13 protein-coding genes are annotated in these 13,395 nt (G+C 66.6%); 12 read left to right on the top strand and 1 reads right to left on the bottom strand.

Features of this window, described 5'->3' with window-relative positions:
• The first annotated feature begins 53 nt into the window (after positions 1-53).
• Together RT614_RS23140 and RT614_RS23135 are read left to right on the top strand one after the other, a co-directional pair.
• On the top strand, positions 54-1,025 hold the full coding sequence (locus RT614_RS23140; RefSeq protein ID WP_313624512.1) for a nitronate monooxygenase family protein: 972 nt from the start codon (positions 54-56) through the stop codon (positions 1,023-1,025).
• A complete protein-coding gene (locus RT614_RS23135) occupies positions 1,022-1,759 on the top strand; it encodes an enoyl-CoA hydratase-related protein (protein WP_313624511.1) in 738 nt (245 codons plus the stop codon). The genes RT614_RS23140 and RT614_RS23135 overlap by 4 nt, the downstream gene beginning before the upstream one ends.
• 9 nt (positions 1,760-1,768) lie before the next feature.
• On the opposite strand, the gene RT614_RS23130 is transcribed toward RT614_RS23135, so the two are convergent.
• Positions 1,769-2,602, bottom strand: coding sequence for an enoyl-CoA hydratase/isomerase family protein (locus RT614_RS23130; protein WP_313624510.1), 834 nt, complete (start codon positions 2,600-2,602; stop codon positions 1,769-1,771).
• A 118-nt stretch (positions 2,603-2,720) separates the two neighbouring features.
• Between RT614_RS23130 and RT614_RS23125 the strand changes: the two genes are divergently transcribed.
• The 10 genes from RT614_RS23125 (at position 2,721) to RT614_RS23080 (ending at position 13,240) form a co-directional block, all read left to right on the top strand.
• A complete protein-coding gene (locus tag RT614_RS23125; RefSeq protein ID WP_313624509.1) occupies positions 2,721-3,581 on the top strand; it encodes an NAD(P)H-hydrate dehydratase in 861 nt (286 codons plus the stop codon).
• A gap of 121 nt (positions 3,582-3,702) precedes the next feature.
• Entirely contained in the window at positions 3,703-3,936 is a 234-nt protein-coding gene (locus RT614_RS23120; protein ID WP_313624508.1) for a hypothetical protein, read from the top strand.
• A 372-nt stretch (positions 3,937-4,308) separates the two neighbouring features.
• Entirely contained in the window at positions 4,309-5,922 is a 1,614-nt protein-coding gene (locus RT614_RS23115) for an ABC transporter substrate-binding protein (protein WP_313624507.1), read from the top strand.
• Positions 5,923-6,058: 136 nt separating this feature from the next.
• The gene (locus RT614_RS23110; protein WP_313624506.1) at positions 6,059-7,039 is read left to right on the top strand and encodes a succinylglutamate desuccinylase/aspartoacylase family protein; all 981 of its coding nucleotides are present in this window, start codon (positions 6,059-6,061) and stop codon (positions 7,037-7,039) included.
• 77 nt (positions 7,040-7,116) lie between these two features.
• Entirely contained in the window at positions 7,117-8,094 is a 978-nt protein-coding gene (locus RT614_RS23105) for an ABC transporter permease (protein WP_313624505.1), read from the top strand.
• Between the two features lie 6 nt (positions 8,095-8,100).
• Positions 8,101-9,018, top strand: coding sequence for an ABC transporter permease (locus RT614_RS23100; protein ID WP_313624504.1), 918 nt, complete (start codon positions 8,101-8,103; stop codon positions 9,016-9,018).
• 154 nt (positions 9,019-9,172) lie between these two features.
• A complete protein-coding gene (locus RT614_RS23095; protein WP_313624503.1) occupies positions 9,173-10,150 on the top strand; it encodes an ABC transporter ATP-binding protein in 978 nt (325 codons plus the stop codon).
• Between the two features lie 4 nt (positions 10,151-10,154).
• Positions 10,155-11,165, top strand: coding sequence for an oligopeptide/dipeptide ABC transporter ATP-binding protein (locus RT614_RS23090; protein ID WP_313624502.1), 1,011 nt, complete (start codon positions 10,155-10,157; stop codon positions 11,163-11,165).
• Positions 11,165-12,070, top strand: coding sequence for an alpha/beta hydrolase (locus RT614_RS23085; protein WP_313624501.1), 906 nt, complete (start codon positions 11,165-11,167; stop codon positions 12,068-12,070). The genes RT614_RS23090 and RT614_RS23085 overlap by 1 nt, the downstream gene beginning before the upstream one ends.
• Before the next feature lie 39 nt (positions 12,071-12,109).
• The gene (locus RT614_RS23080; protein WP_313624500.1) at positions 12,110-13,240 is read left to right on the top strand and encodes a M20 family metallopeptidase; all 1,131 of its coding nucleotides are present in this window, start codon (positions 12,110-12,112) and stop codon (positions 13,238-13,240) included.
• The last annotated feature ends 155 nt before the right edge of the window (positions 13,241-13,395 follow it).

The following is a 13,395-nucleotide window of genomic DNA, read 5'->3' as shown; positions in this document are numbered from 1 at the left end:
ACGGTCGGTAGGTAATTAATATACTCCAAAAACATCTACAACGAGACGACGCCATGCCGAATTCCCTCGTGACTGATTTGTATGGCCAGATGTCCTTGCCGGTCATCAGCGCCCCGATGTTCATCGTCTCCAACCCCAAGCTGGTGACCGCCCAGTGCACGAGCGGCATCGTGGGATCGTTTCCCGCCCTGAACGCGCGCCCGCAGTCGCTGCTGACCGACTGGCTCGATGAAGTCCAGGCTGGCCTCGCGTCTTACCGCGAAGCCAATCCGGGCGCCGCCGTCGCGCCCTTCGCGGTCAACCAGATCATCCACCAGTCCAACGACCGCCTCGAGCAGGACCTGGCCGTGTGCGCCAGCCACAAGGTGCCGCTGATCATCACCAGCCTGCGGGCGCCCGGCGACCTGGTGAAAGGCATCCACGATTGGGGCGGCAAGGTTTTCCACGACGTGACCACGATTCGTCACGCCGAAAAGGCGCTGGAAGCGGGCGTCGACGGCCTGATTCTGGTCTGCACGGGCGCGGGCGGCCATGCCGGAACGCTCAGCCCCTTCGCGCTGATCTCCGAAGTGCGCCGCTTCTATGACGGCCCGCTGATCCTGTCCGGCGCCATCACCTCCGGCGCGCACGTGCTGGCCGCGCAGGCCATGGGCGCCGACTTCGCCTATATGGGGACGCGCTTCATCGCCAGCGAGGAAGCCAACGCCAGCGAGGGCTACAAGTCCGCCATCGTCGAAGCCAGCGCGTCGGACATCCTGTACACGCCCTTCTTCACGGGCATTCCCGGCAACTACCTGAAGGCCAGCATCGCCGCGGCCGGCCTGGACCCGGCCAACCTGCCAGTGCCCGACACCGGCGCGTCGAATTTCGGGTCCACCCGCGTCAAGCCCTGGAAAGACATCTGGGGTGCGGGCCAGGGCGTGGGCGGCATCGCCAGCGTCGAGCCCACTCGCAAGATCGTCGAAACGCTGCGGCGCGAATACGCCGAGGCAAAAGCCCGCCTGGCCGCCGGGCCGCACGCATGAGCGCCGGCCTGCAGGTCGCCCGCGACGGCGCCGTCCTGACGCTGACCATCAACCGCCCGGACCGCCGCAACGCGCTGGACACGGCAACCTATGCCGCGCTGACCGAGCAGATCACGCAGGCCAGCGCGGACGTCGCGATCTCGGCGGTCATCCTGACCGGCGCTGGCGAACACTTCACTGCAGGCAATGACCTGCGGGATTTCCAGGCGGAGCGCGGCGCCGGCGACAGCGCCGGATTGACTTTCCTGCGGGCGCTGACGAAGGCCGACGTACCCGTCATCGCCGCCGTGGAAGGCTACGCCATCGGCATCGGCGTCACCCTGCTGCAGCATTGCGACTTCGTGCACATCGGGGAAGGCGCGACCCTGCGCATGCCCTTCGTCGCGCTGGGCCTGTGCCCGGAGGGCGGCTCCAGCCTGCTGATGCCGCGCCTGGCCGGACGCCGGGCGGCGGAATGGCTGTTGCAGGGCAAGGCCTTTTCGGCCCGCGACGCGCTCGAAGCCGGACTGGCCACGTCGGTCACGCCCAGGGGCCAGGCCCTGGCCGCGGCGCAGGCAACCGCCGCCGACCTGGCGGGCCAGCCGCCCGCGGCGTTGCGCCTGACCAAGGCCATGATGAAGCGCGCCGACCGCCAGGCCATCCAGGAAACGCTGGACTACGAGGCCGAGCAGTTCCGCGCCCGCCTGCGCACCGACGAGGCGCAGGCGGCGTTCGCGAAGTTCTTCAAGAAGTAGCGCCGCGCCTCAGAAGGGCGAGTCGGGCCGGAAATTCGGCGCGCGGCGTTCGCGCAGGGATTGGATCCCTTCGCGGACGTCGGGGCCGCCAAAGCCCATGAACTCCAGCGCCAACGACGTATCGAAGGTCGGCCCCGCCATGCGCAGCCAGTTGTTCAGCGAATACTTGGTCCAGCGAATGGCCGTCTGCGACCCCGCCGCCAGCTTGTTGGCCACCTCGAACGCCTTGGGAATGAGCTCGGCCTCGTCCACGCAGAGCGACACCAGGCCGATGCGTTCGGCCTCTTCGCCGGAAACCGTTTCGCACAACATCAGGTAGTACTTCGCCTTGGCCATGCCGCACAGCAGCGGCCAGACGATCGCGGCGTGGTCGCCCGCCGTGACGCCCAGGCGGGTATGGCCATCGATGATCCGGGCGTCGCGCGCCGCGATGGAAATATCGGCCAGCAGGCCCGCCACCAGCCCCGCCCCCACCGCCGCGCCATGCATGGCCGACACGATGGGCTTGCTGCAATTGATGATGTTGTAGACCAGGTCGCGGGCCTCGCGCCACACGCGCGTGCGCACGTCGAAGTCGTCCGCCATCTGCTGCACCAGTTCCAGGTCGCCCCCGCCGGAAAAGCCCTTGCCCTCGCCGCGGATCACAACCACCCGCGTGTCCGGGTCGGTGTCGATATCGCGCCAGATGTCGGCCAGTTCGCGGTGCATCCGGTCGTCGGCGGTAGACAGTTTGCCGGGCTGGCCGCCCTTGGCGCCCATGATCAACTCCAGCACGCCGCCGGGATGCCGGCGCAGCTTCAGGGATTCATAGGCCGAATAGTGTTCCAGCGTGATGTCGGTCATTGTCTGCTCCGAGTGGTCTATTGGTTATCCGGCAGTCCGCCGACGGCGGCCGCGTTTTTGCGCACTATAGTGGATACGCCCCATCCGCCATGACGATTCGCTTCAGGAGCCTCAGCCAATGAACACCCCGGACCTGCCCGTCGCCGCTCCCATCGACCGTGACGCCCTGTCTGCCCTGTTCGCGCCCCGCGGCCAGGGCACGCACAAGGGAAGTTTCGGCACCGTGGGTGTGGTGGGTGGCGGCCCTGGCATGACCGGCGCCGCCCTGCTGGCGGCGAGAGCCGCCCTGAAGACTGGCGCCGGCAAGGTCCTGGTGGGTTTCGTCCAGGAAAGCTCGCCTTTGCCCTGCGACCCGTTGCAGCCCGAGCTGATGTTGCGCGACTTCCGCTCGCTGCTGGAAGAGGACTGGGGCGTCACCACCTGGATCGCCGGCTGCGGAATCGGAACCGGCGCGCTGGCCGCGAACGCCCTGTCCGAACTGTTCGTGCTGCGCCGTGAAGCCCCCCTGGTGCTGGACGCGGACGGCCTGAATCTCCTGGCGCGGGGGGACATCAACCCCAACTGGGGCGCCGGCCCGGTCATCCTGACCCCGCACCCTGCGGAGGCCGCCCGGCTGCTGGGGACAAGCACCGACCAGATCCAGCGGGATCGCCCCGTGGCCGCCCGCCGCCTGGCCGAGCGCTTCCGGTCCTGGATCGTCCTCAAGGGCGCCGGCACCGTGGTTTGCGCTCCCGACGGCGCGCTGCGCATCAACACCACCGGCAATCCGGGGCTGGCCACGGCCGGAACCGGGGACGTATTGGCCGGCATGCTGGGCTCGCTGATCGCTCAAAAGCTGCCCCTGGACCAGGCCGTGCCCGGGGCGGTCTGGTTGCACGGCGCAGCCGCGGATGCGCTGGTCGATCAGGGTATCGGCCCTATCGGATTGACCGCCGGCGAGCTTGCCGACGCCGCCCGCAGGCTGCGCAACGGATGCTAAGTCCCCGGCTCACAAAACATTTTTACAACATCCTAGGGTTTTCCCTAAAAAGCTCATTGCTTTTGCTCTAGGGTTATCCCTATAATGGTTTACCCCAAGACGAAACGGACTGGAGCAAACCATGAGCGAACTGACCCTGAACCACACTGCCCGCCTGACCGACGCGCTGGAGCGTGACCTGCTCCGCGGCGCCCTCGAAAACCAACCGAATTCCCACCCGCTAACCAGCCTGAAGAAGGCCGGCCAATCCGTCGCAGCAGCCATCGCTGCGGTGTTTGCCTTCATCGACGAAGTGAACGAATCGATGAACAAGGCTCGCGCCGCCAGCTCGCGCTTCTCCGGATCGCAGTGGTAAGAACAGCCGCGCCGGACTGACTCGCGACCGATCTCCCGCGTATCAGTCTGGCGCGCTGCCGTTGCAGCGCCCGCCGGGCTTTCCCCCGCGCCCCTGCAACGATCCGGCGCCCGTCCCCTCACCGGCGCCATCGCGCCGCGCAGGCCCCAAGAGGGGCCGCGCGACGCCCTCTCCCTCTTCTCCTCTCGGCGTTTTCCCTAACGCCACAATCGCCGCTGCGCATTGACAGCGCGCGAAGCCCCTACCGATAATCGGCCCCTTGCCGTCGTGCCTGGCGACACTCCCCGCAAGCCCCTGGCCGACGCAGTCGTCCCCTGGCACGCGTGGCCGCCGCAGCACGATCCGGTTCGTTCCCAATCCGGAGTTGTCACCATGAAGTTGCGCACCACCCTGGCCCTTGTGGCCGCCGCCATTCCTTTGGCTGCCGCCCAAGCCCAGACGCTGAAGATCGGCCTGTCGGCCGAACCCACTTCGGCGGACCCCCACTATCACAAGATGACGCAGAACGACGCGTTTTCCGCGCACGTCTACAGCTCTCTGGTGGGCCGCAGCGCCGATATGAAGCTGGTTCCCCAGCTGGCCACGTCGTGGAAGAACCTGGATGACCTGACCTGGGAATTCAAGCTGCGCGACGACGTCAAGTTTTCCAACGGCAAGCCGTTCACGTCCGAAGACGTGCTGTTCACGGTCTGCCGCACGCTGAACAACGAAACCAACGTGTCGCAGTCCTACATGGACATGACGAAGCGCATCACCGACGTCCAGACGCCGGATGCGCACACCGTGATCATCAAGACGGGCGAACCCTTCCCCCTGATGCCGGCCGAACTGGCCCGCTCGCTGCCGATCGTCTGGAACGGCATCGTCGAGCACGGCAAGCTCACGTTCGACCCCAAGAAGGGTTGCGGCGTGACCGGCGCCTGGCCTACCGTGGCGGATTTCAACAATGGCAAGGATGCCATCGGCACCGGCCCCTACATGCTGAAGTCCTACGTCAAGGGCACGGGCATCGAGCTGGTCCGCAATGAAAACTACTGGGGCGAAAAGCCCCACTGGAAGGAAGTGAAGTTCGTGCCGGTGCCCTCCGCCGGCCCGCGCCTGACCGGCCTTCTGTCCGGCGACTTCGACATGATCGAAAACCCCGCCGCGCGCGACCTGCCCCGCCTGAAGGACAACCCCAAGTTCGGCTTCGTGGCCACGCCGTCCACCCGCCTGGTGTTCTTCCAGCCGGACGTGGGCCGCAACCCGAGCCCGTTCGTCAAGGCCGCCGACGGCAAGAACCCGCTGCAGGACCTGCGCGTGCGCAAGGCCATCAACATGGCCATCGACCGCAAGACCATCACCGCCCGCATCATGGACGGCATGGCCACGCCCGCTTTCCAGTTCATGCCCGACGGCATGTTCGGCGCGCTGCCCAAGGCTCCGGAAATCAAGTACGACCCCGAAGGCGCCAAGAAGCTGCTGGCCGAAGCCGGCTACCCGAATGGCTTTGAACTGACGCTGTCGTCCACCAACGACCGCTACGTCAACGACGGCCAAGTCGCCCAGGCCGTGGCCCAGTACCTGTCGCGCGTCGGCATCAAGACCAACGTGGACGCCATGACGGCCTCCATCTACTTCCCCAAGCGCGCCAAGCGCGAGTTCAGCTTCTCGATGGGCGGCTGGCCGGCGGAAACGGGTGAAGCGTCGGCGCTGTTCCAGCTGTGGGTGGCGTCCCTGGATTCGCCCGTCAGCCTGGGCACCAGCAACTACGGCGGCTTCTCCAACGCCGACTTCGACAAGGTCTACAAGCAGGCCATCGTGACCGTCGACCCGGCCAAGCGCGAAAAGCTGCTGCAGGAATCCACCCAGATCGCCCTGGACAACGTGCCGCTGATCCCGCTGCACTTTGAAAGCAGCATCTGGGCCTTCCGCAAGGGCATCACCTACGAAGGCCGCCGCGACCAGTACACGCTGGCCTCGTCGGTCAAGCCCGACGCAAAGTGAGCATCGAGGGCTGATTGAACCGAAACGGCTGCCGCGTGCAGCCGTTTTGTCTTGTGGGAAGGAGCCGACGCGCTGCGTCCCGACCCAGCCTCCGGCCCCATCCCCTATACAATCGTCCCGCTTCATCGGAATTGCCATGCACACGTCCTTGCCCCCGTCTTCCCCGTCCAGCCCACGCCCGTTTCTTCTTGCCTGTCCGGACTTGTCGGCGGAGCGCCTGGGCAATACCGATACGCCGGGAGTCTGGCATTTCGATTCCGGCATGCCCGGCAAGCGAGTCATGCTGAGCGCGCTGATCCACGGCAACGAGCTCTGTGGCGCCTGGGCGCTAAAGGAAGCGTTGACCGCCGGCCTGCGCCCGCGCCGTGGCACGCTGACGCTGGCGTTCTGCAATCTGGCCGCCTTCGATCGCTTCGACGCCCGCAATTACGCGCCGGCCCGGTTCGTCGATGAAGACATGAACCGGGTCTGGAGCGAAGACAAGCTCTCCATCCCGACCAGCCAGGAACGCCGCCGCGCAGCCGAGCTTCGCCCATGGGTGGAACAGGCCGACTGGCTGCTGGACTTCCATTCGATGAGCAATTCCGACGTGCCGTTGCAACTGACCGGCCTGGAACAGCGCAACATCGACCTGGCCCTGGCCCTGGGCAATCCCGCCACCATCATCGCCGACGCCGGCCACGCCGCCGGCGTGCGCATGCGCGATTTCGGCCGCTTCGGAGAATCTGGCGAAAACGGCACGCGCTCCCTGCTAATTGAATGCGGATTCCATGGCGCGCCCGAGGCGCGCGGCGTTGCCGTGGACCAGATGGCGCGCTTCCTGGTTCAGGCCGCTACGGTCGACCGCGGCGACCTCCCCGTCGCCTGGTTCGCGCCCGGCGCCCCTATCCAGCGCGCATTGCGCGTGACGCACGCCATCGCCGCCAAGAGCGCCGATTTCCGGTTCGCCGAACCCTGGAAAGGGCTGGAGATGCTGGCCAAGGCAGGTACGGTGATCGGCTGGTCGGAAGGCGAACCCGTCACCACGCCCTATGACAACTGCGTGCTGATCATGCCGTCCACCGCGAACCTGCGGCCCGGCGTGACCGTCGTCCGCCTGGCGCAACCCATCGTTTGAGCAATCGCGCGGCGCCCGCCACGCAAGTCCCCGGCGCGCCCTCTATCCAACCCTGAGCCCACCAAGGAAATCATCACGTGGCCTTGTTCATCCTACGCAGACTGATACAGAGTCTGTTCGTGCTGCTGGCCGTCTCGGTCGTGGTCTTCTTCGCGGTGTATGCCGTGGGCGACCCGATCGAACTGCTGGTCAGCCCCGAAGCCAGCCAGGCCGCACGCGAGGCGATGATCGCCCGCCTGGGCCTGGACCTGCCCGTGTGGCAGCAGTACACAGGGTTCCTGTGGCGCGCGCTGCATGGCGACCTGGGCACGTCCTTCGTGCACGGGATCCCCGCCATCGAGCTGATCGTGCAGCGCATCCCCGCCACGTTCGAACTCGTCATCGTGGCCATCCTGCTGACCTGTGTCATCGGCATTCCGCTGGGCCTGGTCGCGGGCCTGTACCGCGACGAATACCTGGGCCGCGGCATCATGGCGTCATCCGTCCTGGGCTTTTCGCTGCCGAACTTCTGGCAGGGCATGATGCTGATCCTGCTGTTCGCCGTGTGGCTGGGCTGGCTTCCCGCGACGGGCCGCGGCGATACGGTCGACGTGCTGGGCGTGCGGCTGTCCATCCTGACCGCCGACGGCTGGTCGCACCTGATCATGCCGGCTATCAACCTGGCGCTGGCCAACATCGCCCTGGTGCTGCGCATGACGGCCTCCGGCGTGGTCGAGGCCCGCAGCCAGGACTACGTGAAGTTCGCGCGCGCCAAGGGCGTCAAGCCCGGCCGCATCGTGCGCCGCCACATCCTGCGCAACATCCTGATCCCCGTGGTCACGGTGATCGGCATGGAATTCGGCACCCTGATCGCCTACTCCACCATCACCGAGACGGTGTTCGCGTGGCCCGGCATGGGCAAGCTGCTGATCGACAGCGTCTATCAGCTGGACCGCCCCGTCGTCGTCGCCTACGTGATGCTGGTCACCCTGATCTTCGTCGTCATCAACCTGGTTGTGGACATCCTGTACGCCGCGCTCGACCCGCGCGTGCAGCTCGTGGCCCCCGCTCAATAAACCGCCATGGCTAATACTCCCGATCCCGGCCGCACCCGCACCGTCCAGCCTCTGGCCGAGACGCCGCGCCGCGCCGCCATCCTGAAGAAACTGCACGCGCGCCCGACGGTGCGCGGCTCCGTCATCGCGCTGGCCATCCTGGTGATCCTGGTAATCTTCGCGCCGTATTTCGCGCCGCAGAATCCCTACGATCTGGCCAACCTGTCCCTCATGGACGGACGCCTGGCGCCGCGCCAGGCGCTGATGGACGGCAGCATCGCCTGGCTGGGCACCGACGACCAGGGCCGCGACATGCTCAGCGCCATCCTGTATGGCCTGCGCATCAGCCTGATGGTCGGCCTGTCCGCCGTGGTCCTGGCGACCGCGATCGGCGGCGCCATCGGCCTGGTCGCCGCCTATGTGGGCGGCGTGGTCGACACGGTGCTGATGCGCATCGTCGACTTCATCCTGGGCTTTCCCACCATCCTCGTGGCGCTGGTGCTGCTGGTGGTGCTGGGACGCGGGGTCGACAAGGTGATCCTGGCGCTGGTGCTGGTGCAGTGGGGCCACTACGCGCGCATCATGCGCAGCCGCGCCCTGCAGGAACGCCGCAAGGAATACGTCGAAGCCGCCGCCAACCTGGGCTTTCCGGCCTGGCGCATCATGCTCTTTCATCTGCTGCCCAACTGCCTGGGTCCCGTGATGGTGTTCGCCACCATCCAGATCGCCACGGCGATCGCGCTGGAAGCGACGCTGTCGTTCCTGGGCGTGGGCGTGCCCATCACCGAACCGTCGCTGGGCCTCCTGATCTCCAACGGCTTCCAATACCTGCTGTCGGGCGACTACTGGATCAGCCTGTTCCCGGGCATTGCGCTGCTGCTGCTGATCCTTTCCATCAACATCGTGGGCGACCGCCTGCGTGAAAGCCTGGATCCGAGGAAGTGACGGCCCACCCCCGAAGCGCTACGCGCTTCCCCCTGAGGCGGGCCCCCCTCAAGGGGGCATGCCTGCGGACCGGCGGAGTCGGATCCGCGGCATCCCGATCATGCGATATCCGCTGCATGCGCAGTGGATGGGGTTTGGCCTGTGGACAAATGAAATGAGCGAAAACATTCTTGAAGTGCGCGGTTTGCGCACCGCATTCCATACGGAGGCCGGCGCGTGGCTGGCGGTCGATGGCGTCGACCTGACCGTGCGCCGCGGCGAAATCGTCGGCCTGGTCGGCGAATCGGGCTCCGGCAAATCCGTCACCGGCTTCTCGCTGCTGGGCCTCATCGACCCGCCCGGGGAAGTGGTGGACGGCGAAGTGAAGTTCAAGGGCACGGACCTGCGCAAGCTGTCCGAAGAGCAGATGCGCCAGTTGCGCGGCAACCGCATCGCCATGATCTTCCAGGATCCGCTGATGACGCTCAACCCGGTGCTGCGCATCGGCGAGCAGATGATGGAGGCCATCCTCACGCACGAAGACGTGCCGCGCGCGGTGGCCGAGGAACGCTGCCGCGAGGCGCTGGCCATGGTCGGCATCCCGTCGCCGGAAAAGCGCCTGAAGAGCTACCCGCACGAGTTTTCGGGCGGCATGCGCCAGCGCGTCGCCATCGCCATCGCGATGCTGAACAAGCCCGACCTGATCATCTGCGACGAACCCACCACCGCGCTGGACGTCACCATCCAGGGCCAGATCCTGTACCGCATGCAGCAGATCTGCCGCGAGCACAACACGGCGCTGATCTGGATCACCCACGACCTGGGCGTGGTGGCCGAACTGGCCGACCGCGTGGCCGTCATGTACGCCGGCCGCATCGTGGAAAGCGGCCCGGTCGAACAGGTGCTGGACGCGCCGCGCCATCCCTACACCAAGGGCCTGTTGGACTCGATGCCCGGCGCCACCCAGCCCGGCGCCCGCCTGCACCAGATCAACGGCATGGCGCCCAGCCTGGCCGGCCGCCCCTCGGGCTGTGCGTTCCGTCCGCGCTGCTCCCACGCGGTCACGCGCTGCACCGAGCAAGCCCCCTCCGTCACCAACGAAGGTCCGCGCAGCTACCGCTGTTACGTGCCGATAGCCCGCGAGGCACAGTAAGAACATGAGCCAAGCCGATACCCCCGTCATCGAGCTCAAGAACGTCCACAAGCGTTTCGAACAGCGACCCGACCTGGCCCAGCGCATTCTTTCCCTGACCGGCCGCCCCATCGACCGCCGCACCGTCTACGCCGTCAATGGCGTGGACCTGTCCATCAAGCGCGGCGAAGTCGTGGGCCTGGTGGGCGAATCCGGTTGCGGCAAGTCGACGCTGGGACGCGTCGTGGCCGGACTGCACCGCCAGACCGAAGGCGAACTGCTGTACCAGGGCCAGGACGCCAATCGCCTGCGCGGCGCCGACAAGCTGGCCTATACGCTGGGCGTGCAGATGATTTTCCAGGATCCGCAGGCCTCGCTGAATCCGCGCCAGCGCCTGCGTCAGATCCTGGGCGAATCGCTCAAGGTCCACAAGCTGTCGCCCCCGGCCGAGATTCCGGGCCGCATCGACAAGGCGCTGAAGGAAGTGGGCCTGGACCCCGAATATCGCGACCGCTTCCCGCATCAGGTCTCGGGCGGCCAGCGCCAGCGCATCGGCATCGCCCGCGCGCTGATGGTGGCTCCCAAGTTCCTGGTCTGCGACGAACCCGTGGCCGCGTTGGACGTGTCGATCCAGGCGCAAGTGATCAACCTGTTCATGGACCTGCGCGAACAGCACGGATTCACGTACCTGTTCATCAGCCATGACCTGGGCGTGGTCAAGCACATCTCGGATCGCGTCGCGATCATGTACCTGGGCAAGATCGTGGAAATTTCCACGTCTGCCGAGATCTTCGCGCGCGCCAATCACCCCTACACTCAGGCTTTGATGGCCGAAGTGCCGGACGTGGGCCGCCGCGGCCGCAAGTTCACGCCGATCAAGGGCGAGATCCCGTCGCCGCTGAACCCGCCGCCCGGCTGCACTTTCAATCCCCGCTGTCCCCACGCCATGCCGCGCTGCCGCGAACAGGCGCCGGTCCTGAAAGAAATCTCGGCGGGCCACTGGTCGGCCTGCCACCTGAATGAAGTGAGCGCCTGATGAAACCCTCCGAGATGTCCAACGTCGACCGCATCGCCATCGAACTGGGCCATGCCGGCCGCAACGCCATCCTGTACGTGGACGAGGATCGCAATTCCGATCGTCCGTTCAAGCTGCAGACCTACCGCCCGTACGGCTACACGCCGGACCGCCCCGTGGTCATCGTGCAGCACGGCGTGCTGCGCAACGGCGACGAATATCGCGACTTCTGGGTCGAGGCCGCCGACAAGCACAAGCTGCTGATCGTCGCGCTGACCTTCTCGAACGAGATCTGGCCCGGCGTCGAAAGCTACAACAACGGCCGCGTGTTCTCGGCCGGCGGCAATCCGCGGCACATCGCAGGCTGGACGTATGCCCTGGTCGGCAACGTCATCAATGACCTGATCGCCGGCGAGATCACCGACGGACAAAACGTCTACCTGTTCGGCCACAGCGCGGGCGGCCAGTTCGTCCACCGCCTGATGAGCAGCCAGCCGCACGCTCCGTTCAAGGCCGTGACGGCCGGCAACCCGGGCTGGTACACCCTGCCCACTTTCGACCATCCCTATCCGGAAGGCATGGACGGCGTAGGCCTGACGGAAGACCATCTGATCAAGCTGCTGGCCTATCCGATGACCATCCTGGCGGGAGACCAGGACATCGTCACCGACGACCCGAACCTGCCGTCCGAGCCCGCCGCGATGCGCCAGGGCCCGCACCGCTTCGCGCGCGCGCAGAACTACTTTGAGTTCGGCCGCCAGGAAGCCGAGCGCCGCGGCGTGCCGTTCGGCTGGAAGCTGCAGGTCGTGCCCGGCATCGGCCACGACGGTCGCGCCATGTCAGCCGTGTGCGCCAGCCTGTGGTTCGACGGCAAGATGCCCGACGACGCCGAACTCAAGCGCCTGGCCGGCCAGCAGGTCGCCTGATCCCATCCCTTTCATTCGTTGCTGAACTCAGAAACCGCCATGTCCAACACCCAGACTACTGAACAGATCGTCGCCGGCATCCAAGGCTGGCTGCAATGCGAATCGCCGTCGAATTTCCCCGAGGGCATCGCCGCGATGGCGCGCATCATCGCCGACTACGCGGCCGCCGCGGGCCTGACCGTCGAGCTGTCGTCGCTGGGTCCCACGACGGGTCCGCTGCTGTACGCCACCAACCGCGCCCCCGGCGACACGCGTCCCGGCATCCTGATCCTGGCGCACATGGACACGGTGCACCCGGTCGGGACGCTGCTGGAGAACCCGGTGCGCATCGACGGCGATCGCCTCTACGGGCCGGGCAGCTACGACATGAAGGCGGGCATCTACCTAGCCCTGACCGCCCTGGCCGGCGTGGCCCGCCCGGGCGCGACGCAGTTGCCCGTGGACTTCCTGGTGGTCCCGGATGAAGAAACCGGCAGCCATGCGTCCCGCGCGCATATCGAACGCTTCGCCGCCAACGCCAAGTACGCGCTGGTCTGCGAACCGGCCCGCCCCAATGGCGGCAAGTGCGTGACGGCCCGCAAGGGCACGGGCATGCTGAGCCTGAACGTCAAGGGCCGGCCGGCCCACGCCGGCATGCAGCACGAGAAGGGCCGCAGCGCGATCCGCGAGATGGCGCATCAGGTGCTGGCCCTGGAAGCCATGACGGACTACGACCGCGGCATCACCGTCAGCGTCGGCACCATCGCCGGAGGCACCGTGACCAACACCGTGCCCGCCCTGTGCCGCTGCGTCGTGGACTTCCGCGTGCCGGACATGGGCGCCGCCGAAGACGTGCTGCGCCGCATGCGCGAGCTGTGCGCGGTCGGCCCTGACGTGGAACTCGACATCGACGTGGAACTGAACCGCCCGCCGATGGTGAAGACCGAAGCCGCCGCGGCCCTGCTGGCGCTGGTCCAGGGCTATGCGGACCGGGCTGGTTTCCTGCTCGAAGACGCCCCGATGACGGGCGGCGGCAGCGACGCAAACTTCACGTCGGCGATGGGCATTCCCACGCTGGACGGCCTGGGCGCCGACGGCGACGGGGCGCATACGTTGAATGAATACGTGCTGGTTTCCACGCTGGAACAGCGGTTGAAGTTTTGGGAATTGCTGCTTCGGGAATTGGCATAGGGTTTTTGGTTTTTGTGGCGGTTTGCGTTGCGACGGGTGGAGTTCTTGAGACGCCCGGCGCGGCGTGGGCCTGGAGTGGGCGGGGCTACGATTGCGGTCCGGGGGAGTGTCAGAATTTTTGTGTTCTAGGCATTTGCACTGACGTTGCCTCATTA

The sequence above is a fragment of the Achromobacter sp. genome, assembly GCF_032102605.1.
Classification (GTDB): Bacteria; Pseudomonadota; Gammaproteobacteria; order Burkholderiales; family Burkholderiaceae_B; genus Achromobacter.
The sequence above is the reverse complement of the archived record's forward strand: the minus strand, read 5'-3'. Positions and strand labels throughout refer to the sequence as shown.